The sequence below is a fragment of the Shewanella sp. NKUCC05_KAH genome (genome assembly GCF_019345585.1).
GTDB classification, from domain to species: domain Bacteria; phylum Pseudomonadota; class Gammaproteobacteria; order Enterobacterales; family Shewanellaceae; genus Shewanella; species Shewanella oncorhynchi.
On the sequence record NZ_JAHKQZ010000022.1, the window covers coordinates 44,546 to 67,679 of the forward strand.

The following is a 23,134-nucleotide window of genomic DNA, read 5'->3' on the forward strand; positions in this document are numbered from 1 at the left end:
CAGTTTTGCTTCGATTGAACTAGTGTTCATCCTCTTTATGCTCAAAAGTGCGCCCTTGATGGCGTGTCGCATTAGATTCCCTAACAATAGTGTCAGATCCATAAACCTGACTCTGCGGCTCCTCTGTCGCGTGGGCATGCTGCGTTGCGCTTGCCTGAGCCTGATTAAACTTAGCCAACTGACGTGCCATATAAAAGCGGCTAAATAGGACTAAACAACCGAGCGCAATCGCGCCAAATAAGAGCACGAAGGGCAATAAAAATAGTGATAAACAAATTAGGCTAATGCTAATTGCCATCGCTAACCAAGCCCGTGGGCCAGAAATTCGGGTCTGCAGTGGGCTCTGTTGGAACTGTTGAAAAATCATAAGAACTCCTCGATAGGCAGTGGACATTTAGTGTGCAATAGCGAGTGCGTCTAGGTCACGTTAATCTTGATTAATTTACTTTATTTTACTCCAGAGGCCATTTTGGTGTTGCGCATTACTTTGATATGTGATCGCATGTCTATCTATATGTTGTTGCTTGAATGATGGTTGGTTAATTATATGTGTTTGCTAAAATCTTTTTGATGTAAATCTGAGCAATTTCTTTGCTAACTGTACAGAATATGAGAAAATTCAGCTCAAATTTAACTGCAGTTTTAACTCAGTTAGCCGCCTTATTATATTGGTTGTAAATGTTCGTTCGACCCGCTCAAACACCCTCTTGTTTCACTGCTTTGTTAATTAATTAGACGCCAACATGAACTCATATTCGCTCAAGCAAAAAATTCTGTTCTCTGTCGTGGCAGCCCTTTCACTCGTGATTGGTTTGTTGTCATGGCAAAGTTATTCCAGCCAAAAATCCCAGCTGTTACAAAACAGCCTAGAACAAGTGCAGCGCTTAGGTGAACAGCAGGCTGAGCGGATCCAAGAATGGTTGGCTGGCCGCCAAGATATTATGGGAGCCCTGGCGAACAAAGTTGAAGGTGACAGCCTCAATACACTTCAACAAGCACAGGCATCGGGTCGTTTTCAGCTGACCTATTTTGGCTCTCAAGCAGGGCAAATGTTGGATTCTGATCCGAGTATTGATCGTACGGGCTATGATCCTCGCAGCCGCCCTTGGTATCAACAAGCCATCAGTGAGCGCGGTCTTATTTTGACAAAACCTTACGTGGATGTTGCCTATAACATTCTGGTTGTGACTATGGCGCAGCCTACCGCACAAGGTGTTGTGGGTGGTGACTTATCTATCGCAAGCCTAGTTGACGGTGTTAATCGGATGAAGTTACCGGCAAACGGTTATGCCATTATGATGCACAAAGACGGCACTGTGATCGCTTATAAAGATCAAGCTAAGACGATGAAACCTATAGGTGAAATCGACAATGAGCTTAATCGCAACTTACCAGAACAGAGCCGTGCAGCGGGTACTCTGTTGCCTATGTATTTTGAAAATGAAGGACGTGACAAATTAGTCTGGAGCGTTGATATCCCTAATACAGATTGGGAATTAGTGTTAGTGCTTGATAAGGAAACGCTAGAAGCACCATTGTCTAACCTATTACTCACTCAATTGGGTCTCTCTGCACTCGTACTGTTGCTGAGTGTGTTAGCCATTTCTTGGTTAGTTGGCATGTTACTGGGTCCTCTGAGTCGAGTATCGCAAGCCCTTGCGCGTATTGCCGATGGTAATGGTGATTTAACTCAACGTATTTCAGTCGACACTCAAGATGAAGTGGGCGTGCTTGCCGACAGCTTTAACCGCTTTGTGGGCAGTCAACATCAGCTGATCAGCCATATTCGCCAATTAGCGAATGAATTAGATGCCGATGCTGAACGTAGTCTTGCCACCACGCAAACTTCTGTTGCAGAGTTACAACGTCAACAGCAAGAAGTCGCTATGGTCGCGACTGCGGTAACTGAAATGGCGAGTGCGACTAATGAGATCGCAGCCAATGCTGAGAACACGGCAACAGCGGCTCAACAGTCTGCAGCGAGCAGTTTACAGGGCAAAGAGTTAGTGAATAAAACTCGTAACTCGATTAATTCCCTTGCCGATGAAGTGACTCAAGCAACGGATGTCATTGGCGATTTAAGTCGTCACGCTAAGTCTATCTCGAGTATTCTGGCGACAATTCAAGGGATTGCCGAGCAAACTAACCTGTTGGCGCTTAACGCAGCCATTGAAGCGGCGCGTGCCGGTGAGCAGGGTCGTGGCTTTGCGGTCGTTGCCGATGAAGTTCGAGTATTATCGCGCCGCACACAAGATTCGACTCAGGAAGTACATACCACGATTGAAACGCTACAACGCACTACCGCTCGAGCAGTCAGCTTGATGGAAAGCAGCCAAGCATTAGCGGGTCATAGCGTAGAAGATGCCAATGCGGCGGCGAAAGCCCTTGAAGAGATTACGCAAGCGGTCAACGTGATTTCAGATATGGCAGGCCAAATTGCTACCGCAGCGGAAGAACAGACTCAAGTGACGGGTGAAATAACCCAGAATACGGTTGCGATTAAAGATGTGACCGATGAGATTACCGCATCGGCCATGGCAGATTTGGCACAGGCGAGGGGCTTAAAAGCTCGCGCTAATGACCTGAATGCGCAAGTCGCGACATTTATTCTGTAATCACTATTCTTAATAGCGTGCCTAGATATTAGCCCGATAAAGCCTTCGCTTTATCGGGCTTTTTACTGGCCGTTTTTGTCGTGTTAAAGCATTTCTGTGGGATTGAATAACTTAGCCACACTTTGACAAATGGTTTCTCTAATCCATTTATGCCCTTGATCTTCATCATTTCTTTGATGCCATAACAACACATAGGCCATTGGCATAAATTCGAAAGGCAGTGGCAGTTGTTTGAGCGGATAAAGTTGGCAGGCGTGACGGGCAAAGCTCGACGGCAGAGTGAAGATTAAATTGCTGTGGGCGCAAACGCTGGCGGCACCATAAAAGTCGGGTACAGTCGTGCTGATCCGGCGTCTATGCCCAAGATCGGCAAGAAAGTAATCCAGTGCCCACCAATCACTACCTTCACAACGAACCTGCACATGGGCCATATCGAGGTAAAGGGGTAAATTCCATTGTTCTGAGGTGAGCGCCGCCATCAGCGGGTGATCCTCTCGCACTAAGCAGACTTGTTGATCGGTAAATAATGTTTGATAGGCAATCCCTTCGGGCAGGCGATCTACTTGAAAATCTGACAGTGGATGCAAATCCCGCCCTGAAATGCCAAAGTCGATTTGCCCTTGCTGCAAATCCTGCATCGATTTTTCGGTCCAGACATAGGAGTCGAGTTTGACGTTGGGTGCCGTGGTCAGCATAGGGCCGATAAAATATGGGATTAAGGTTTCATAGGCGCTTTCCACCATGGCAAAAGAAAATTGTCGATTGCTACTGGCAGGATTAAAGGTCGGAGGCTGAGTGAGTTGATACAAGTCTTGCAATATATTCGGCAGTTTTTGCCCAAGAATGAGGGCGTGCGCGGTGGGTTTTAAGCCATGTGCCGTGCGCTGAAATAGGGGATCATCTAAGGTTTCTCTGAGTCGATTTAAGCTCTTACTTAGGGCTGACTGACTTATATGTAATCGGCTGGCTGCGCGAGTGACACTCTGCTCCTCTAGCAGTACTTTGAGTATGACCAGCAAGTTCAAATCGATTCTGGCTAAGTTGTCGATATTCACAGATATTCCTCAGAGGAAATTTACTTTGGAAATTATACCATTTCTGTTCATACCTTGAGTTAATTAAAATAGCGCCCACTGAAATACCTTTCCCTGATCAACTGAGATTATTTATGCGGCGCAATCTGTTACCTATCCTGATGTCTATGGTGCTGCTCAGCCCATTAGCCATCGATATTTATTTACCTTCAATGCCAACTATGGCGACAGAATTCGCCGTATCTGCCAGTGATGTGCAATCCACGCTCGTATTGTTTTTATTCGCCATGGGCTTAGGCCAAGTGTTGATTGGGCCATTAGCCGACCGTTATGGCCGCCGTCCTGTGGCCATTTTCGGGGTCTTACTCTACGGCGCAAGTAGTCTTCTCGCTGCCGCGGCCATCGAGTTTCATTGGTTACAGATTGCTCGTGTGCTGCAAGGTTTAGCCGCCTGTTCAACTTCTATCGTGGTGTTTAGTGCGGTGCGCGACTGCTACTCACAAAAAGAAGGCGCTAAAATTTACAGTTACTTAAATGGAGCGATTTGCGTGATCCCAGCTTTAGCACCAACCTTAGGTGGCTTGTTAGCGATGCAATTCGGCTGGCGTTCAACCTTCGTTTTCATGACGTTATATGCCATGTTGATGATGCTCGTTGTCGGTTATCGCTTACCTGAGACTCGTCCAGCCAACACTGTTACTACTGGTCCACTTTACCGTTGGGGTAGATTCAAACCTGTACTCGGTAACACCCACTTTTTGTTTTATGCCTTTGCTTGTATGTCTGCTATGGCGGCTATTTTGAGTTATGTGTCTTATGCGCCTGTGTGGTTGATTGGGCATTTAGGGGTTTCTGAGCTGGCGTTTAGTGGTTTATTCGGTCTCAATGCTGTGTTCAATATCGTGGCCTGTTTTGCGGCACCGATCGTCATTCGCAAACTGGGTAATCGTCCAACGGTTATTTTGGCTCTGTCCTTACTCGTTCTGTCTTCAGTGGCGACAGTGGCGGGCCAACAGTTTGGTCCAAATACAGGGATGGCAGCAGCTTTTAACTTCATGTTACCTATGATGTTGTTATGTGTGGGATTTGCCTTCTTACTCGGCCCCGCGACTAGTATGGCGCTGTCAGCTTTCGGTGAGCGAGCGGGGACTGCCGCGGCTATGCTAGGTTTTATTCAGATGAGTGGTGCATCCGTTTTAGCTGGACTTATACAGCAAACGAATTTAACTGCACCTTACGCAGTGGCACTCGTCATGGGCGTGTTTTCTATCGGTTTATTGTTGATGATGGCGCTGAGTCGATTCGACCACTGGCACCAAGAGCAGTTAGTTGGCGAGCATTAGTTCGCGGCACTGATTAATTACAGAGTACACCCTTTACCCACAGTTTGTTTGACCGCGAACTGTGGGTATTTTTTTATTGTGTCTAATACCCTTTTATCCTTTGGTATACTCGTAAAATAACTCACTAAACCGAGGGTAAAGCTTGTCCCGTCACTATTGTGTTATCTGTCGTTATCCGCAGAATGCTTGCTTATGTGCGAGTGTTCAGCCTATCTCTCCAATGACTCAGTTGGTGGTTTTACAGCACCCGAGTGAAGTCGAACATAAGAAGAATAGTGTGCGGGTATTGAGTCTTGCTGTACCTAAAACGCAAGTTTATGTGGGTGAAAGCAAGTCTGATTTCACCGGTTTACGGGAATATTTAGCGGCGTGTAATAAGCCTATTTATCTCGTCTATCCCTCTGCGTTAAGTGTAAGTGTTGAACAGCAAAGTATTAATCCTGATTGTATATTGCTGTTGCTCGATGGCACTTGGCGTAAGACATTCAAAGTGCTGCAGCTGAATCCTTGGTTAACCCAGTATCCTGCGGTGCATTTGGCTGAAGGTTATGAATCGCGCTATCGGATCCGTAAATCGAGTCGTAGCGATAGTTTATCGACCTTAGAAGCTTGCGCTTATATGTTAAGCGCCCTCGATCCTACCCTTGATGTTCAGCCGTTAATGATGGCATTTGATGCTATGGTGGAACTGCGGATTAAGGCGATGCCGAGTACAGTGCAGGCTCGTTATCAGAACTTAAATGAATCCAGTGGTAAGGTATAGTTGATGGGGTTAAGGCTATTGAGTCTTAGATGTTTTAGGTATGAATTAGTGCTTTTAAGTTATTGAGTTTTTGAGACTCCGTACGAATTAAAATAGTCAAAATCTTATTCAGATCACGCTAACTTAATGTGAAATACGGTTTAATAACTAGGATTCATTTGCGCAGCAAATGATGAGATAGCTTTGCCAGCCAATTGCTTTGCAGGGGAGTAATTCCATTCATTACTATTAGTAAATGGCGTGCTGGCAGGGCTATCGAGCTTAAATAATATGTTTTCTGCAAGAAAATCTTTCCCCTTAGTTTGCGAACCATCAAAATATTTCGATAAAACCTTAGCGGAATCTTTCGTTTTCCGTTGTAAACGTTGAGAGTGTTAATTCGGTACGTCGGTCGGATTATCGAGCCGATGCGAACATCGGCAGTCCTAAATCTGTTCTAGGCTAAGCGTTTTTCCGCAAGAAAGGCTTGGGTGAAGTTTTCGACTGAACTCGGGTAGCCAAATAGAAATCCTTGGGCGAAACCTTGGCCCATGTCAGTCATTATGTCTTTTTGTTGTTGAGTTTCAATACCTTCTGCGACGAAGTGAATGTCGAGTGCTTGTGCGAGTTGCACTATAGCATTGCAGAGCTTTTGTCCTGAGACTTCGTTTAAGCGCAAGGCAAACTCGGCATCAATTTTTACACTGTCTATGGGCAAAGTCCCTAAGCGACTGAGTGACGATAACCCAGTCCCAAAATCATCGATGGCAATGCTGACACCTAACGCTTTAATACGATTGAGTGTGAGTCGTGCTTGCTCCGGTTGTCGTAACAATGCCGATTCGGTAATTTCTAAAATCAGTGCTTCAGCGGGTAATTTCGCCATTTCTAAGGCATTTATCACTTGGTCGATAAAATCTAAGTGTTCCAATTGCAGTGGTGACACGTTGACTGAAATTCTAAAGTCGGGTTGATAATGTGCTCGCCAGAGGGCCGCTTGTACACAGGCCTGTTCTAATACCCATTGGCCAATGCTGACAATTAATCCTGTTTCCTCAAGCAATGGCACAAAGTCGGCAGCTTCATAATATTCTGTCGGTGACTTCTGCCAGCGGAGCAGGGCTTCGGCAGCAATAGTTTGATTTGTGTGTAAATCGACTATGGCTTGATAAGCGAGAGTGAATTGTTTTAGGCTATGCGCATGCCTTAGGTTATTGATTAACTGTAATTTTAACTCGGCTGCTAGGCTCATTTCCTTATCGTAAAACACGAGATGCGGTAAGCTCTTTTTAGCGCAATACATGGCAGTATCGGCAAGACTAATCAGCTGTCCCGCTTGGTTACTGTGGGTAGGAAATAGCGCAATACCTATGCTAGTACCGAGGAAGAACTTTTGGCCTTCAATTTCAAAGGGGCTCTCAAATAGGCTAAGAATTTGCTCTGCAAACAGCTGAATTTCATCTTTACAGCTACAATCTTGCAGCACTAAGGTAAATTCATCTCCTCCCATACGGGCTATATCGGCCTTTTCGATACAACCTGCTTCGAGTCTGGCTGCGACGAGTTGTAATACTCTATCGCCCATGGAGTGACCGAAGCTGTCATTGATATTCTTGAAACCATTGAGATCTAAAAACATCAACGCGCCCAGTGCGAGGGGATCAGTTTTAAGTTTTTCGAGGGCACTATTGAGGATCTGTTTGAGATGGAACCGGTTAGGTAATCCAGTCAAGGTATCGTACATAGCCCGAGTTGTTAGCTGGGTTTCTAATAGTTTCTTCGTACTAATATCACTGAAAATATTCACATTATAATGAGCATCATCTTCAGTGACGATTTTACGACTGCTCTGCCAAGCAGGAAAGTTACTGCCATCTGAACGTCTTTTCCACGTTTCGCCCTGCCAAAATCCCCTTTGTTTCAAGGCGATTTGGCATTCGGTTTCTTCCCCCATATTATGGGTTCTTACCTCTAAAAATTCAGGGGTTTTACTGATGAGCTGCTCTGCGCTATAGCCGCAAATACGGCACATGGCTTTATTGACAGCCAAAATTTGATTATCAGTGTCAGTGATATACACAGCTTCGGCACTTTCTTCGAGCGTGGTCGATAAAATCTCTTTGGGAATATGAGCAAAACCATCAGAAATCGTTTCGCGCATTTGATTGCGGCGATTAAGAGCTTGTAATTCAACGAGTACCACGGGCTGTTGTTGCAGATAACAGCGATAGAGATTAATTCGAGTCGGCAGTTCATTGCCTTGTTGGCTCATGTGCAGCCAGTTGAATTCAACATTATTGCCTGCAATGGCTTCGAGGATCATTTCCCGTGCAAATTCAACACTATTGCGGCCTGAAGATTGGATCCTCGGAGAAAAATCATAGGGAGTCGCATTCACAAAAGCATCGTATTCAGTCTCAAAATAACTGAGGGTGGCTTGATTGGCACTAATAAAGCTAAAGCCTTGAATTAAGGCTAAGGGGGTTTTATGGGGATGTGCTTGCCAGAGAGACAGCTTTTCTTGCAGTACAGGATCATCTGTACTGAGTTTCTTAAGTAAGTGTTGCCATCTGATCATTCAGGATACTCCCTTGTGACGCAAAATAGTCACATCCCATTTTTAGGTCTTCGTTGAACACGAAGTTGCCCAATAGTACATCATTCCAATGGGGTTAAAAATAAACCTAATTGTTGTTTCACTCAAATAGAAACTTAAAAAGTGTAGTTTAAGACTTGTATTCAAGCATATTTTTTAAGAACACCTGCTGCATATTTCAAGCTTAGGCAGATTTTATGCTATGTTTTGCACATCTTGCGTGAATTGGCTTTTATCATTGATTCATTCAATTATCGAATAAAGGAGACCGGAAATGGCGTATTTATTTAAAGTGTTAATCTCTAAAATATTAATATCGCTAGTCTTCATCTTTAATTTTCATCTCGCGTTAGCGAATGCCGCCGAGGCGCCAAAGCCTAGATTGACCCTAGAGCAAAAAGCCGATAAGGCACGCATCGACTCACAGCGATTAGAACAGGCTCAATTAGAAAAGGCCCGTCAAGCCACTAAAGAGACGACAGAGCGGGAAGATAAAATTAAGCAACAATCCCAAACCAACGATTGGGAAGCGCAGCAAAAACTTAAGGCACAAAAACAGTTCGACGAAAGAGAAAGTCGCGAGCAAAAATATTTACGGGAAGCAAAAGAAGCCGCCGCAAAAGAGCGTAAAATCCCTAAACCTTAATCAAGCCATCAACACAGTCGATTTCAGCTAGTCAGTGCTAGCATTATTTGTGAACATTACGACTATTCTCATTACTATGCACCTTACTATCCCTAGGAATTGTTGTTGAATATCTGCCCCTTATGCCATGGCGTTGAATTACTCGCTTATCATCAAGATAGGAAGCGTAGCTACCTGCAATGCCAAACCTGCCAACTGGTGAGCGTGCCTTCTGAGTTTTATCTTTCGGCCGAGGCAGAAAAAGCCGAGTACGATAAGCACGAGAATCATGCCGATGATCTCGGCTATCAAACATTTTTAAATCGCACACTTGAGCCACTACTTAGCCGTGTTAGCACTTCGGCCCAAGGGCTCGATTTTGGCTGCGGAGAAGGTAAGGCATTGAGTCTAATGGCAAAGGCGCGCGGTTATCAGATAGATAATTACGACCTTTATTACGCCAATAATCCCGAAACGTTAGCCCGCCAATACGACTTTATTACCTTAACCGAAGTCATAGAACACGTGAGTGGTGCCGCAGGTTTGCTTACTCAGCTCGATAGGTTATTAAAACCCAACGGCATTTTGGCGGTCATGACCAAGCGCGTGCAGGATAAAATCGCATTTGCCCACTGGCACTATAAAAACGATCCCACCCACATCAATTTTTACGCCGAAGCGACCTTTGAGTGGATCGCACATCACTATGGCTGGCGACTCGAAATTATTGATAAGGACGTAGTCTTCTTGCATAAAGAGATGCATAAAGGAATTCATCAGTCGAGTTAATGCAGTTGTCGCTTAAATGTACTTATCATCAATTTGTGACGCTATAGATACCTGATTTTCTATGGTTTTTGTTGCAATGCCAGTGGCTATTACTAATATCTCAAGCTCTGACTCAAGATTAGGGTTAACCGTTAGCCCGATAATCACTAGGGCATCGTAGGGGAGTTTTTTTGTTTACTGCACGCCTATCTGATTGTATTAACTGAGTTCTATGGTGTTCCTCGCGACTACACTCACAATTGCCGCCAGTGCTTGGTCTATATCATCGAGTAGTGGATGTTGCACCCGTATTCTGCGTGTGGTTTGCAAGACGCTCGATTAATTCATTCACCGATATTTTGTGGGGTGAGCGAGGGCTCAAACTGAGTAAGGGTCACTTGACGCTGAAAATTAGGCTGTATATCTAGTTAATAAGGTATGACTGGAATAGCGGCTTAGTAAGTAATAGAAGGCTGCGACAAAATCTGTTGCAGCAATATGAAAATAGAATTTATGTGGTTAATTCGATTAAATAAGTTCGCCAAGTGTATAGTTAGCGGTATAACGCAAACGGATTAACACTGCGGCAAAGTGTCAAGATGAAGGAATAAATACAATGGATGTTAAGACGTATCTACAAGCATTGAGTGCTATTTACGCCAACATGAATCAAACATTAGAACTGGATCGTGGCTTATCAAACTTAGTCTTAGATGAAGCCGAAAAACAATTAGGTTTTACACTTATTTCCCCGCTAAGGGAGCTTTGGGGATATGCCAATGGTGGCAGTGAGTGGAGCACGGTATTTGCCCGAAAAGATTACTTTTGTCGGTATGATTTTTTGTCATTAGCCTCATCTCTTACATATCGTGATCGAATGAAAAAACGGGCCCAGCACTACGCTGATTACCACGAGCCAGAAGTGCGGGATCCCAAAATCCAATCAGGATGGTATCAAGAAGGTTGGCTGCCCTTTGCCCAATTTGGGGGTGGCACATTACTCTTGATTGCAGATCATTCGCCCTCGGCATTAGGTAAAATGGGACAAGTGATCGCATACACCCATGACCCCGATATGATGGACTTTATTAGCCCAGATCTAAGCCAATTTTTTGCACAATCCTTGGCGCAAATCGCGCTATATCCAGATGAATTAATTGAGGATTAAGGATAACAAAAATGTACGACCCATTACTCAACAAACCGAGTGAACTGATTATTGAAGGTGAGCTTCAGGGCAACGATAAGTTACGCATAAAAATGCTCGAAGACGTTTCTCTGATGACACCAGAAACGAAGCATCAAATTCTAAATGCTATGCTCAAAATGCATAAGTACTTTGAAGATTATTGCGGTGACTTAGAGATTTCTTTAAATACCATCAATGAAATAGCCGCAAATACCCAGCCGTTGTACATTATATTGGATGACACCAGCACAATGGAGACTCGGGCAATTCGTTATCATTACTCCTGCAACTGGGAAACCGATCATGGGGTAGAAGTGATGGTACTCAATGGTAATCAAGTGATTTTTGTGGGCAACTGCGGTTACACCTATGGCGTGTTATTAACCTCCATTGATAGTGCTTTATCCCTTCAAGATGAAGAGCTTAATTTTCTGTGAGTTGCTGACTAAATTTCATTACCGTTATTCCCGCGCAATACTGTGTTACTCAGAAAGGCAATTTTAGCTAGGCATTTTAGCCAGACATCCATATATGATGGCTCTTGTTCAAGTAATTTTAGCCAGTACAGGTGGTAGAGAAACCGAAAGTGCATTATGTTGTTGATTTAAAATGGGTGGCTAGACTTTGGCTGGTAAACCAAGCTAAGGAGCCAAAACGTAACAAAGCGTTTAAAATCCTTCGCTTTACTCACTGGAAGTTCAAACTGCTGCTTCAGTTTGAAACTCCTTTAACACGGAGTTAACTTCCTATGACACCTGAATATCTAGCCAAACAAGTTGAATTTATTGACTGGCTCTCGGCTGCAAGTCCGATTGAAGGCGTATTGGGTTCTACATATGGATGGGAGTGGCTGCCTACAAGCAGAGATCAAGAGGATCCTTTGAATGGTCCGAAAAAATTGGAAGAAACAAAAGACGCGGAGATGCTTGTGTATAAATCGGCGCTCAGATCTCTGAGAAAAATTGGCCGGTCACATCCTTTGCTTGTGTATGGTCCTCATGATTTTACTGAGAGCTTTAGAGGCGGCGCACTCTTTGCCTTCAAAATGGCAGCGAGAGAAGCAGCTCTCAGACAAAAGGGCGTATGGAGTGAGGTGGCTGAGTTGTATAGCCAAGGCCGATGGCCATGTGGTTTTAAAGAAAATCGTGAATTTGTTGTTTTGTGACTAAAGCTAACGATGCCAAGCATTGGGACAGCTTTTCCGTTACCTTAAGTTTCTTTAACTGAGATCCGCCATCCCTATCTTTTTTCAGGTTGATTTATCTAAAAGCTAGATTCCCGCCCACAGCATTGCGGGAATGACGGTTAAAGACAGCCTCTAATGAAGCACAGTCTCTTTTACCTTTATCATTAAATCTATTAACAATTCTTCCTTGTCCGTGTAGTTTAGATAGCTTATAAAAACAACAATAGGCTATCGCTATGACTTTACCCTCTGTATCACTTGCTGCATCAACATCATTTGAATTTAAGCTCCTAGTAAATAAATCCCATTTTTCCAAGACCTTACTCGCGTCGGCCTTAGCCTTAAGCTTTATGGGCACAGGTTTAACCTCAGTGCAAGCGGCGACCAATACTATGCCTGATGCGGCTAAGTTGGCGGCGGGTGTGGAGCAAAAGGTGATCGACTGGCGTCGTGATTTGCATCAACACCCTGAGTTGTCTAACCGTGAGTTTCGCACCAGCAAGATTATTGAAAAACATCTGAAATCCTTAGGATTAGAAGTGCAAACGGGTGTTGCACATACGGGCGTGGTGGCCATTTTGAAAGGCGGGAAGCTGAAGGGCGGCAAGCCTGGTCCGTTGATTGCGATTCGAGCGGATATGGATGCACTGCCTGTGACTGAAGTGGTCGATGTGCCTTTTGCCTCTAAGGCGACTGACACTTATCGCGATCAAAAAGTGGGTGTGATGCATGCCTGTGGGCACGATACCCATGTGGCCATGTTGATGGGCGTGGCTGAAAACTTGGTTAAAGTGAAAGACAGTCTAGCGGGGGATGTGATGTTTATCTTCCAACCCGCTGAAGAAGGTGCGCCAGAGGGTGAAGAGGGCGGCGCGGAATTGATGCTCAAAGAAGGGCTGTTTGCTCAGCGCAAACCCGAGCAAGTATTTGGTATGCATGTCACCTCGAGTATGCCGAGCGGCATGATTGGCCTGCGCAGTGGTCCAGCAATGGCGAGTGAAGACTCTTTTACTATCAAAGTGAAAGGCAGCCAAACCCACGGTTCACGACCTTGGAATGGGGTCGATCCTATTGTCGCCGCGGCACAAATTATCACTAACGTGCAAACGATCGTCAGCCGTCAGGTGGATATCACTAAAGCGCCGGCGGTGGTGAGTTTTGGTGCGGTCAATGGTGGCATTCGCTCTAACATTATTCCCGATGAAGTCGAGCTGATTGGTACGATTCGTACTTTCGACCAACCCATGCGCGCCGATATCAAAGTGCGTTTAGCGCAAATGGCCGAGCTGTCGGCGAAAACCTTAGGGGCGACTGCGACTACTGAGATCCATCAAGGTTATCCTGTGGTGGTTAACAATCCCGAATTAGTCGCCAGTATGCGGCCTGTGCTTGCGAGTGTGGTGGGCGATAAGATGCTGATTGAACCCGGGTTAATCACAGGTGCCGAAGACTTTGCTTACTATGCCTTAGAAACGCCGGGGATGTTTTTCTTCCTCGGGGTGACGCCAAAGGGAACTGACCCTGAAACGGCGGCCAGCAATCATTCGCCGGCATTTTATGTGGATGAAAGCGCGCTAAAAGTGGGCGTTGAGGCCATGACCAAAGTGGCGTTAACGGCGCTCAAAGCCCAATAAGTGGCTAATGCATTATTCCGTAAGCGCTGCGGTATAACTTGAGCTTACAAAAAATCGGTGCGGGATACGCTTCCTGCGCTTGATTTGTTAAACAATTTACCTCTATATGTGGATATTTACAGCAAGGAGCGAACAAGATGAAGCGCACGCTATCGGCTCTGGTGTTGGCCATGGGACTTTTGAACCCCCTAAGCCAAGCACAGGCCACCACGGCAGAAGACATTAAGAGTTTCACGCTAGATAACGGCATGAAAATCATGGTGCTAGAAGATGCCTCTATTCCCAATGCCAACATGTATTTATTTTGGAAGGTCGGTTCACGTAACGAAGTGCCCGGCATTACTGGTATTTCGCACTTTTTCGAACACATGATGTTCAACGGTTCGAAAAAGTACGGCCCGAAAATGTTCGACCGCACTATGGAAGCCGCCGGTGGCGCGAACAATGCGTATACCACTGAAGACATGACGGTTTATACCGATTGGTTCCCCGCCAATGCGCTCGAAACTATGTTCGATCTCGAGGCTGACCGCATCGCTAACTTAGATATCAACCAAGCCATGGTCGATAGCGAACGTGGCGTAGTGCAGTCGGAGCGTTCCACTGGCTTAGAAAACTCTAACTGGAATGCCCTCGAAGGCGAAATCAAAGGCGTGGCGTTTTTAGCCCACCCTTATTCTTGGTCGGTGATCGGTCACGAGTCGGATATCGCCGCTTGGTCGCTGGAAGATTTAGTCCAGTACCATAAAACCTATTACGCGCCGAACAATGCCGTGGTCGTGATTGCCGGCGATGTAAAGCTTGCCCAAGTAAAAGCCTTGGCAGACAAGTACTTTGCGCCTATTCCGGCACAGACTCCGCCTAAAGCGATTCGCACTGTCGAACCTGAGCAAAAGGGTGAGCGTCGCACCTTTGTGCAGAAGGCATCGGTCAGCACACCTAACGTAATGTTGGCGTACCATATTCCGGCGGCAACCCATGCGGATTTTTATGCGCTGGACTTATTAAGCTCGATTCTAAGTCAAGGTAATAGCTCGCGTTTATATCAATCATTGGTTGATAAACAAGTGGCCTTAGAAGCGCAAACCTACATGCCGATGTCGGTCGATCCTAACCTCTTCTATGTGATGGGTGTTGCTACACCTGAGGTGAAAGCCTCGACGCTGGAGCATGCGTTGATTGAACAAATCGATGCGATTGCGACAACGGGTGTTACCCAGCAAGAGCTAGAAAAAGTTAAAAATATTAAGTTGATGGATTTTTATCGCTCGATGGAAACCATTAATGGTAAGGCTAATACCATAGGCACCTATGAGATGTATTTTGGCAGTTACGACAAGTTATTTAATGCACCTGAAGCCTATAACAAGGTGACGCCTGCGGATATTCAACGAGTTGCCCAAACCTACTTACGTAAATCGAATCGCACTGTGGCTGTGCTGGCGGCAACTGAGGAGTCTTCCCTATGAAATCGACAGCAGTGAAATCACTTAAGATGGCATCACTTGGGAAACCGTCTAAGTTAATGGCAGCATTGGCTTTAGGCACAAGCTTAGTCTTAGCGGGTTGTGCTACGACATCGGCACCAAAGCGGGTCGATACTGGCAGCTTTGCGATGCCAAGTTACGATAAGTTTGTGTTAGATAACGGCGTAACTGTGTACTTAATGCCGCAGCGCGAAGTGCCGTTAATTACCTTAAATGCCGTGGTACGCGCCGGTGCAGTGAATGACACCACCGCAGGCGTGGCACAAATGACAGCAGAAGGTTTGTTGTTAGGTGCGGCGGGGAAATCTAAGGCGGATATCGAGCAGCAAGTGGATTTTCTCGGTGCAAGTTTAGTGGCCGAAGCGGATAAGGAAGGCAGTTATCTGAGTGCTGACTTTATGGCGAAGGACATTGACTTGATGCTGGGCTTATTTAGCGCGGCGATGTTAACGCCTGACTTTGATGCCGCCGAGTTTGATAAGCTCAAACAGCGCGCGATTGCTGGGCTGCAGCAGGATAAAGAAAGCCCGCGGGCGGTGATTGGTCGCTATTTTGATAAGCTCGTATTTGGTGCACATCCTTATGGTAATGCGGCTTCGGGTAACAGCGATTCGCTTGAACAAGTAACCGTGCCGCAACTGCGCGCATTCCATAAGAGTTACTATCAACCTTCCAATACCGCGATAACTGTCGTGGGTGACTTTGATGTGGCGACGATGAAAGCCAAGCTGACGCAAGCCTTTGGTCAGTGGCAAGGCAGCGAAAAACTGGTACAACCTGATTTAAACCAAGGTTTGCCTCAGTTGACTGAGGCCAAAGTCTTGCTGGTGGATAAACCCGATGCAATCGAAACTACTTTTGTGATCGGGGGCTTAGGTATTAGTCGTGACAATCCAGACTATGTAGGTTTAACGGTAGTGAACACTATTTTAGGTGGTCGTTTTACCTCTTGGCTTAACGACGAGCTGCGGGTGAACGCAGGCTTAACCTATGGCGCACGCTCAGGTTTTAGCCCTTATACCGATTCGGGCGTATTCACAATCAGCACTTTCACTAAGACGGAAACCACTCAAGAAGCGATGGATTTAGCCTTAAAAACCTATGCACGTTTATGGGAAAAAGGTGTAGATCAAGCGACCTTAGATTCGGCTAAAGCCTACGTTAAGGGTCAGTTCCCGCCTCAGTTTGAAACCTCAGGTCAGCTGGCGGGATTGTTGTCTGGCATGTATCTATACGGCTTCGATGATAAGTTTATCAATGAGTTCCAAGCTAAGGTGGATGGTTTGACCTTAGAAGAAACCCAAAGGTTAGTGAAAACTTACTTCCCGCAAAAAGATCTGCAATTTGTGCTGATTGGCAATGCGGCTAAGATTGCACCGATTGCTGCTAAGTACGGCAAAGTGCAAACTGTCGATATTAAAGCCACGGGATTTGGCCAATAAGCTATCATTGCGAGGCTTGATTCAATAAAGAAAAGGTCTGCATAGTGCAGACCTTTTGCTTTTCTGTTCTAGGTTTAGCGTTTATTGTCCACCCGGCTTAGCATAATGGGTCATCCAATCCTTCACTTGGTTATACCAATAGATAGAGTTATTGGGTTTCATAACCCAATGGTTTTCATCGGGGAAATAAATCATCCGTGATTCCACATTGCGAGTTTGCAGGGTGCGGAACAGTTCAAATCCTTGTCCCACAGGTACCCGGTAGTCGAGCTGACCGTGGCTGACTAAGGTCGGAGTGTTAAAGTTAGCTGCAAAGTAATGCGGAGAAATGGCTTTATACAGCTCAGGATTATCCCAGTAGTTGCCAAATCGGGTGCTGTGGACGGCAAAATCCGACGCCATTTGTGAATACATGTCGTAAACCGCAGCGTGGATCAACAAGGCTTTAAAGGGATGTGGTTGACCTAAAATAATTGAGGTCAGATAACCGCCGTAACTTGCGCCACCCGCCACCATGCGGTCGCTGTCAATCCAGCTTTGCTGTTTAAACCAGTCGGCCGCCTTGAGCACATCTTCGAGGGATTTATTCTTCCAATCTGGGTTAATTGCATCGGCAAACGCTTGTCCGAAGCCACTAGAGCCATGGAAGTTCGGCCATGCAGTGACATATCCCCAAGAAGCGAAGGTTTGTGCGTTCCAACGGTAATGGAAACCGTCAGTAATGGCGTTGTGTGGCCCGCCGTGAACTAGCATAAAGAGTGGATATTTTTTACTGCGATCGAATCCGGGGGGATAGTGAACCCACATTTGAATATCTTGATCTTGATATCCCTTGTAGGTCACTGATTCGTAAGTGCCCAAATCAACATCTTTGAGAATATCGTCATTAAAATTCTCTAGGCGTACCGTCTTACCATTGCGGGGATTAATGCTGACCAAGCGCGCTGGGTGCAAAAAGCTCTCGTTGGTGGCAATCAGTTCACCGTCTTTACCTATGGCGGGTTGGCTAAAGTCAGTTGCCTCTGTAATGGCTTTGACTTTACCGTTTTTGGCATCGATATGATAAATGCGGTTAGTGGCGGCATCTTCGATGGTGGCATAAAAGCCTTTACTGTCGGGGGTCCAATTAAATTGGCTGACCGAACGATCCCACTCAGGTGTTAGCGTATTAAGTTTACGGCTATCGATATCCAGTAACATCAGCCTTGAAGTATCGGCATAGAAACCAGGGATTTTCTGACGGGTAAAAGCCAGCGTTTTGCCATTGGGGCTAAAGCTGGGATCAGCATCAGCGGCTTGATTTTCTGGGGTGATATTCTCTGCTTTACCACTGCCAATCGTCGCAAGGAAAATATCCAGTTTAGGGTCGATACGGTTGTCTGAGCCATAAGTACTGAAGGCAATTAAGCCTTCATTAGGCGAAATATCGTAACTTGAACTGCTTTGGCTCGAGCGTGGTAACTCATGGCCGAGCGCTTGCGTCACGGATTCGACTTCGCCGCCCGAAGCGGGGATCCTAAATACATGGGCTTGGCGACGCTCATCTAACCAGTGATCAAACTGAGCGTAGGGCAAAGCGTTCCACTGGCGAGCGGAGACCTTATTGTCTTCGTCGGCTTTTAGTTGGGTCTTCATTTCGTCCCATGTTTGATTTGGGAATACATTGCTGATGAAATACAAATGCTTGCCAACCCATTTAATACCATTTACGCCAGTAGGTATGTCGGTTAAGCGTTGCGCTTCACCCGGACCGTCCATAGGCAATAGGTAGATTTGGCCTGCGTCGTCTTCATTTCGCTCACTCACAAAGGCCAAGGTTTTACCGTCGGGCGAAAACACGGGCTCGCTCACCTTTAACCCTTTGACTGTAATAGCGCGATTATTCTTACCTTCGCCATCAAAACGCCATAACTGGGTCGAACCTTTATCTTCCTTCAGATCATATTCTGTGACTGGCGCAATAATATGCTCACCAGAGGGCGATACGACTGGGCTACCAATACGCTTAAGTTGCCAGAGCAATTCCACCGAGAGCGGTTTACCCTGCTCCGCAAATGCTGAGCCGAATGGCATCAACAGACAGAGCAATAAGATTCCTGTCTTCTTCACTGTGAGTCTCCTTATCATACATATAGTTATAATGATTTTATTTGTAGTGCAGATTCGAGAGTATAGAAACCGAGCATGAAAGCAAACTGAGTGATAACCCATAGCGGGACGCTTTGTGTAAGCATCTGTGAATAGTTGTCGGCTAATTGTGATTTGTTGATGGCAGAATTACAGGCTAATCTAGGGTGATATTTCGGCTGAGGACTAGGTAGATGCAGAATAAAATCAACCGATTAAGACTATTATGGGGAGTGACAATTGCACTGAGTGCTACTATTCCTCTGGCTGCGCACGCGGCTAAGGTGAGTTTTAGTGAGTTTTGCCCTCAGTTTACCGGTCAATGGGTGGGCGATGCAGCCAAGGTGGGGGAAGTGCCACGAAAAGTGACTGTCACCGGATTTTGCTCCCATGATAAGCGGCAGCTGTTATTGTCTGTGAGTGTTGGCACGCGTGCGCCCTATAGTGAAACCTGGTGGTTTAGGGAGCAGGGCGAGCAAGTGTTGTTGACCTATTACGATGGCGTGTCCCAAGAGAAGCAGCAAGTCTTTAGCTTATATCGTCAAAATGGCGATTATTCTTTGCTGGGGGAGGGCGTGGTGACTGCCCGGTCTGCGTTAATTCAATTACTGTTTGAGGCAAAGGGGGCGGGTGCTAAAGCTAACGCATGGCAATGGACGCAGAATATTCAATATTTAGACGATGATGTTGATCGCTATCAGCTTTTTCGCGGGATAGAGATGACGCCAGTCGCGCCATCTCCTTAGTCGCTAATCCGATTTACCTTCAATAGCGCTTAAAGTGCGCCAGCAAAATCCAGTTGGCGCCATGCTTCATAGCTGATAATTGCCACCGCATTAGACAGATTCAAGCTACGGCTGGTGGCCGCCATGGGGATGCGTAGTCTCTGCTCAGTGGGGATAGATTCGATAATCGCCATCGGTAAACCTCGGGTTTCTGGGCCGAATAGCAGCACATCGTCTTTGGCAAAACTCAGCTCTGTATGCGGGCGACTCCCCTTAGTGGTGCAGGCCATAATGCGTTTGCCTGCCATGGCTTCGAGGAAAGCATCGAAGTCTTTATGGCGAGTCACATTGGTTAAGTCGGCATAGTCCAAACCCGCGCGGCGTAGCTTTTTCTCTTCTAGATCAAAACCTAATGGCTCAATCAAATGCAGCTGGCAGCCATTGTTTGCGCAAAGGCGAATGATATTACCTGTGTTAGGTGCGATTTCTGGCTCATAGAGTGCGATATGGAACATACTGGCCGCCTGTAGAAAATGACGGCCGATTATACGGCAAACGGCGCCCAAGCGCAGTGTCTGTTGTGGGTGGATTTGGCTAAGTTCATGCAATAGAGGTTGTAATCGGTGGAATTGTTAGCTCAAGGCTTGCCTGTTTTATTATCTCAAAGTAATATATCTCAACATCAAGATACTTTTTAAGAAGTCATTATGCCCTTTATTATTGCGTTACTCGCTCCTGTATTTTGGGGGACAACCTATGCGTTAGTGAGTCTCTACTTACATGACATGTCGCCCTACTGGGTAGCCGTGTGGCGTGCCTTGCCTGCGGGGATATTAATGCTGATGCTGCGTCCTCGTTTGCCAACGCTGGTGTGGTCAAAGCTTGGTTTGCTGGCTTTTTGTAATATCGGTGCCTTCTTCACTTTGCTATTTATCGGCGCGTATCGTTTGCCGGGCGCGGTGGCGGGAACCTTAGGGGCCACTCTGCCGCTCATCTTCTTAATACTGGCTTGGCTCATTGATAAAAAACGCCCAGGAATGAAGTGGTTATTATTAGGTTTGATGGGATTAGGTGGGGTCATTTTACTGCTTAACCCTTCGGCGGATCTCGATCCTATCGGCGTACTTTGCATGCTGAGTGCCACGACGTTAATTGCCTTTTCTTCTCGCTGGATGCAAAAGTGGGATGTGGGTGACTTTTTAGTGCTGACCGCGTGGCAGCTATTATTGGGCGGTTTGATGCTGATCCCACTGGCTTGGTTTATGGCAGGGCCACCGCAGCTACCGAGTATGACGCTTGTACCTTCACTGATATGGTTAGTGATTGCCAACACCGCCGTTGCCTATTGGGCTTGGTTGTGGTCGATGCGAAACTTAGGGCCAGAAATCATGGGTATGGTCGCTTTAGTCAACCCTGTGGTTGCCGTATCATTAGGGGTCATGATTGTGGGGGAAACTTTAGATATGCGCCAATGGATGGGAATAGCGGTGATTTTATTGTCACTGTTATTGATGAAGTTGCCGCAGAATTTAAGGTTAAATCCATTTAAAAAAGTGCAACCCTAGTCATTATTTTGGGGTGAATGAGGCATAGATGCTAAAACGTTTGGATCTGAATTTACTGCCCGTACTCGAAATTCTACTTGAGGAACAAAGCGTGACCGCTGCAGCTGCGCGGTTGCATTTGAGCCAGTCGGCGGTGAGTAAACAGCTGACACGTCTGAGGGAAGTGTTTGATGATCCTTTATTTGAGCGAACCGCCTACGGCCTAAAGCCGACGCCCAAGGCTTTATCACTCGCGCCTGAGTTGCGCCAATGCTTACAGCAATTGGCGCAATTTACTCGGCCGGACACCTTCGAACCCGCCTTGAGCCAACGACAGTTTAGAATGCATTTGGTTGAAACCACCTATTCACTGACGTTTCCCCATTTTATGCCTATGTTGCTCACTCAAGCGCCCGGTGTGAGTCTCAATTGCCAAACGTGGCGACTCGATACCATGGACAGATTACTGCGCTGCGACATCGACTTAGCCATAGGTTGCCGCGAGTGGGATGAGCGCTCGCCCATGCATGTGAATAATATTCCCGATGACTTATGCCATGTTGAGTTAGTGCAGGATTCTCCTGTGTGTTTGATGCGCCGTGATCATCCGGCGTTAACACAAGAATGGAATTTAGATACCTTCTTGAGTTATCGCCATCTGCAAGTGGCCTTTGGCGGTTTAGAGCATTGGTTACTGGATGATGTGTTGCAACTCGAGGGCCGTAAACGGGATATTGCCGTGAATATGACCGACTTTCAGAGTGCTCTCACCCTGTGTGAACAGAGCGATTTGATCCTCTGTGCACCTTCACGCTATGCCTTGGCCGTGATGAAGTCTTTTGAGCTTCAGTCTTTACCATCACCCATCAAGCTGATTCCCGGTGCGTATTTATTGATGTGGCACAAACACTTCGAACACGACTTGAGCCATAAATGGTTGCGAGAGTTGATTATTAGTCAAGTGCGAGATAATAATTTATCATTATAAATTAATATCTTGTATCGTTTCCCTCCCTGTTTTTAATGGTTGATTTAAGTTCATCGTCCCAGTGGCATCTTGTTTTTTTGTAGGAAATATCTTAATTGGATTTTGACTACTGTAAATAATAGATAAGTAAATATAATGCCAGAGCACCACCTTTGCGAGTTGGTCAAATTTATAGCTAGGGACCTCGGGGCTAAACTTCTCGAAGGTAATTTTCGAAGGCCTATAATTTATTTAGAAGAGATGGTTCTCTTTTTTAATTACATAGGTTTAAGTTTTATTATGATTAAATAGGTTGAAACTTTGCTTGATATTCAATTTTTTGGTTTAACTTTATATTCAATTGGATTATTTTTAGGTTCATTTATAGTGCTATTTCTATCCGCTTGGATTGGGAAAAAAATTATCGGTAGGAAGGGCGTTAGTAATAATGAGGGCGATGAAGATTTTAGAGTAATACTAGGCGCTACTTTATCTCTTCTTGGTTTAATTATTGGTTTTACGTTATCGATGTCAATAAGTGGCTTCAATAGTCGGCAGGCCGCGGAAGAGTATGAGGCTTTTGTTATTCGTACTGGTTTTATGCGAGCAGATTTATTGACTGAATCGAGCCGTGATTTAATGAAGGCCACACTACGAGAATATTTACAGCAACGAATTAATATTTATGATGCGCAATCGCCTGAAAATATTGATTTAATTAGAATGAAGGTGTTGGATTTGCAGAAAGTGTTATGGGAAACAGCGGTGCATGAAACTACCCAGAAACAAACCCCTGTGACCTCATTAGTGATTGCCAGTATTAACGAAATTGTACTCGCTCAACAGAAAACCTTTGCTGGATGGCGTCATCAAATTCCATTAGCAGCTTGGATTTTATTGGTGGTTATTGCAATTAATTGCAATATATTGATTGGTTATAATGCAAGGAAAGTTAAAGGGAAGTTAGGTTTGTTATTTATCTTACCTGCAATGATTTCATTATCATTCTTGATGATTGCTGAAATAGATGCTCCAGGGAAAGGTATTATAAAAGTGACACCTATTAATTTACAAGCTCTAGCTAACATGCTTAATAAAGAATTTTAAATT

The 23,134-nt window shown here is 45.5% G+C and carries 20 protein-coding genes; 15 read left to right on the plus strand and 5 right to left on the minus strand.

Going from position 1 to position 23,134, the window contains the following annotated elements:
* Positions 1-19: 19 nt before the first annotated feature.
* A complete protein-coding gene (locus KO533_RS18330; protein ID WP_131525749.1) occupies positions 20-367 on the minus strand; it encodes a hypothetical protein in 348 nt (115 codons plus the stop codon).
* A gap of 376 nt (positions 368-743) precedes the next feature.
* Here KO533_RS18330 and KO533_RS18335 point away from each other — a divergent pair, with 376 nt between their 5' ends.
* Positions 744-2,615 (plus strand): methyl-accepting chemotaxis protein, encoded by a 1,872-nt coding sequence (locus KO533_RS18335; protein WP_113940288.1) that lies wholly within the window; start codon positions 744-746, stop codon positions 2,613-2,615.
* An 83-nt stretch (positions 2,616-2,698) separates the two neighbouring features.
* Here KO533_RS18335 and KO533_RS18340 read toward each other — a convergent pair whose 3' ends face one another.
* Entirely contained in the window at positions 2,699-3,670 is a 972-nt protein-coding gene (locus tag KO533_RS18340; RefSeq protein ID WP_113940290.1) for a LysR family transcriptional regulator, read from the minus strand.
* A 113-nt stretch (positions 3,671-3,783) separates the two neighbouring features.
* Here KO533_RS18340 and KO533_RS18345 point away from each other — a divergent pair, with 113 nt between their 5' ends.
* Together KO533_RS18345 and KO533_RS18350 are read left to right on the plus strand one after the other, a co-directional pair.
* Positions 3,784-4,992 (plus strand): multidrug effflux MFS transporter, encoded by a 1,209-nt coding sequence (locus KO533_RS18345; protein ID WP_113940291.1) that lies wholly within the window; start codon positions 3,784-3,786, stop codon positions 4,990-4,992.
* 142 nt (positions 4,993-5,134) lie between these two features.
* Positions 5,135-5,755, plus strand: a complete 621-nt coding sequence (locus tag KO533_RS18350; protein ID WP_219255512.1) for a tRNA-uridine aminocarboxypropyltransferase — start codon at positions 5,135-5,137, stop codon at positions 5,753-5,755.
* Between the two features lie 436 nt (positions 5,756-6,191).
* On the opposite strand, the gene KO533_RS18355 is transcribed toward KO533_RS18350, so the two are convergent.
* The gene (locus KO533_RS18355) at positions 6,192-8,312 is read right to left on the minus strand and encodes an EAL domain-containing protein (protein WP_173248158.1); all 2,121 of its coding nucleotides are present in this window, start codon (positions 8,310-8,312) and stop codon (positions 6,192-6,194) included.
* A 292-nt stretch (positions 8,313-8,604) separates the two neighbouring features.
* Between KO533_RS18355 and KO533_RS18360 the strand changes: the two genes are divergently transcribed.
* From KO533_RS18360 to KO533_RS18395, 8 genes are all read left to right on the plus strand, one after another.
* Positions 8,605-8,976 (plus strand): hypothetical protein, encoded by a 372-nt coding sequence (locus tag KO533_RS18360; RefSeq protein WP_219255514.1) that lies wholly within the window; start codon positions 8,605-8,607, stop codon positions 8,974-8,976.
* A gap of 105 nt (positions 8,977-9,081) precedes the next feature.
* A complete protein-coding gene (locus KO533_RS18365; RefSeq protein ID WP_219255516.1) occupies positions 9,082-9,744 on the plus strand; it encodes a class I SAM-dependent methyltransferase in 663 nt (220 codons plus the stop codon).
* A 595-nt stretch (positions 9,745-10,339) separates the two neighbouring features.
* A complete protein-coding gene (locus tag KO533_RS18370) occupies positions 10,340-10,891 on the plus strand; it encodes an SMI1/KNR4 family protein (RefSeq protein ID WP_219255518.1) in 552 nt (183 codons plus the stop codon).
* A gap of 11 nt (positions 10,892-10,902) precedes the next feature.
* Positions 10,903-11,349, plus strand: a complete 447-nt coding sequence (locus KO533_RS18375; protein WP_219255520.1) for a hypothetical protein — start codon at positions 10,903-10,905, stop codon at positions 11,347-11,349.
* Between the two features lie 311 nt (positions 11,350-11,660).
* A complete protein-coding gene (locus KO533_RS18380; RefSeq protein WP_219255522.1) occupies positions 11,661-12,077 on the plus strand; it encodes a hypothetical protein in 417 nt (138 codons plus the stop codon).
* Positions 12,078-12,334: 257 nt separating this feature from the next.
* On the plus strand, positions 12,335-13,732 hold the full coding sequence (locus KO533_RS18385) for an amidohydrolase (RefSeq protein WP_219255524.1): 1,398 nt from the start codon (positions 12,335-12,337) through the stop codon (positions 13,730-13,732).
* 137 nt (positions 13,733-13,869) lie between these two features.
* A complete protein-coding gene (locus KO533_RS18390) occupies positions 13,870-15,201 on the plus strand; it encodes a pitrilysin family protein (protein ID WP_219255526.1) in 1,332 nt (443 codons plus the stop codon).
* Positions 15,198-16,661 carry a pitrilysin family protein gene (locus KO533_RS18395; protein ID WP_219255528.1) on the plus strand — a complete coding sequence of 488 codons (1,464 nt, stop codon included), beginning with the start codon at positions 15,198-15,200 and terminating at the stop codon, positions 16,659-16,661. Before KO533_RS18390 ends, KO533_RS18395 begins: the two co-directional genes overlap by 4 nt.
* A gap of 81 nt (positions 16,662-16,742) precedes the next feature.
* On the opposite strand, the gene KO533_RS18400 is transcribed toward KO533_RS18395, so the two are convergent.
* A complete protein-coding gene (locus KO533_RS18400) occupies positions 16,743-18,770 on the minus strand; it encodes a S9 family peptidase (RefSeq protein WP_219255530.1) in 2,028 nt (675 codons plus the stop codon).
* 212 nt (positions 18,771-18,982) lie between these two features.
* Between KO533_RS18400 and KO533_RS18405 the strand changes: the two genes are divergently transcribed.
* A complete protein-coding gene (locus tag KO533_RS18405; RefSeq protein ID WP_219255532.1) occupies positions 18,983-19,534 on the plus strand; it encodes a hypothetical protein in 552 nt (183 codons plus the stop codon).
* A gap of 29 nt (positions 19,535-19,563) precedes the next feature.
* Here KO533_RS18405 and trmL read toward each other — a convergent pair whose 3' ends face one another.
* A complete protein-coding gene (gene trmL / locus KO533_RS18410) occupies positions 19,564-20,028 on the minus strand; it encodes a tRNA (uridine(34)/cytosine(34)/5-carboxymethylaminomethyluridine(34)-2'-O)-methyltransferase TrmL (protein WP_006079682.1) in 465 nt (154 codons plus the stop codon).
* A 192-nt stretch (positions 20,029-20,220) separates the two neighbouring features.
* Between trmL and KO533_RS18415 the strand changes: the two genes are divergently transcribed.
* The 3 genes from KO533_RS18415 (at position 20,221) to KO533_RS18425 (ending at position 23,131) form a co-directional block, all read left to right on the plus strand.
* Positions 20,221-21,078 (plus strand): EamA family transporter, encoded by an 858-nt coding sequence (locus KO533_RS18415; protein WP_173248142.1) that lies wholly within the window; start codon positions 20,221-20,223, stop codon positions 21,076-21,078.
* A 28-nt stretch (positions 21,079-21,106) separates the two neighbouring features.
* Complete coding sequence (locus KO533_RS18420) at positions 21,107-22,045, plus strand: LysR family transcriptional regulator (RefSeq protein WP_105250567.1); 939 nt, start codon at positions 21,107-21,109, stop codon at positions 22,043-22,045.
* A 300-nt stretch (positions 22,046-22,345) separates the two neighbouring features.
* Positions 22,346-23,131 carry a hypothetical protein gene (locus KO533_RS18425; RefSeq protein ID WP_219255534.1) on the plus strand — a complete coding sequence of 262 codons (786 nt, stop codon included), beginning with the start codon at positions 22,346-22,348 and terminating at the stop codon, positions 23,129-23,131.
* Positions 23,132-23,134: the final 3 nt, after the last annotated feature.

What these genes read in the sequence shown, in the direction of transcription:
- KO533_RS18360 (WP_219255514.1), top strand. Translation starts at nt 8,605, where the DNA reads ATGGCGTATTTATTTAAAGTGTTAATCTCTAAAATATTAATATCGCTA.
- KO533_RS18415 (WP_173248142.1), top strand. Translation starts at nt 20,221, where the DNA reads ATGCCCTTTATTATTGCGTTACTCGCTCCTGTATTTTGGGGGACAACC.
- KO533_RS18330 (WP_131525749.1), bottom strand. Translation starts at nt 367, where the DNA reads ATGATTTTTCAACAGTTCCAACAGAGCCCACTGCAGACCCGAATTTCT.
- KO533_RS18335 (WP_113940288.1), top strand. Translation starts at nt 744, where the DNA reads ATGAACTCATATTCGCTCAAGCAAAAAATTCTGTTCTCTGTCGTGGCA.
- KO533_RS18375 (WP_219255520.1), top strand. Translation starts at nt 10,903, where the DNA reads ATGTACGACCCATTACTCAACAAACCGAGTGAACTGATTATTGAAGGT.
- KO533_RS18380 (WP_219255522.1), top strand. Translation starts at nt 11,661, where the DNA reads ATGACACCTGAATATCTAGCCAAACAAGTTGAATTTATTGACTGGCTC.
- KO533_RS18345 (WP_113940291.1), top strand. Translation starts at nt 3,784, where the DNA reads ATGCGGCGCAATCTGTTACCTATCCTGATGTCTATGGTGCTGCTCAGC.
- KO533_RS18370 (WP_219255518.1), top strand. Translation starts at nt 10,340, where the DNA reads ATGGATGTTAAGACGTATCTACAAGCATTGAGTGCTATTTACGCCAAC.
- KO533_RS18395 (WP_219255528.1), top strand. Translation starts at nt 15,198, where the DNA reads ATGAAATCGACAGCAGTGAAATCACTTAAGATGGCATCACTTGGGAAA.
- trmL (WP_006079682.1), bottom strand. Translation starts at nt 20,028, where the DNA reads ATGTTCCATATCGCACTCTATGAGCCAGAAATCGCACCTAACACAGGT.
- KO533_RS18405 (WP_219255532.1), top strand. Translation starts at nt 18,983, where the DNA reads ATGCAGAATAAAATCAACCGATTAAGACTATTATGGGGAGTGACAATT.
- KO533_RS18355 (WP_173248158.1), bottom strand. Translation starts at nt 8,312, where the DNA reads ATGATCAGATGGCAACACTTACTTAAGAAACTCAGTACAGATGATCCT.
- KO533_RS18390 (WP_219255526.1), top strand. Translation starts at nt 13,870, where the DNA reads ATGAAGCGCACGCTATCGGCTCTGGTGTTGGCCATGGGACTTTTGAAC.
- KO533_RS18420 (WP_105250567.1), top strand. Translation starts at nt 21,107, where the DNA reads ATGCTAAAACGTTTGGATCTGAATTTACTGCCCGTACTCGAAATTCTA.
- KO533_RS18385 (WP_219255524.1), top strand. Translation starts at nt 12,335, where the DNA reads ATGACTTTACCCTCTGTATCACTTGCTGCATCAACATCATTTGAATTT.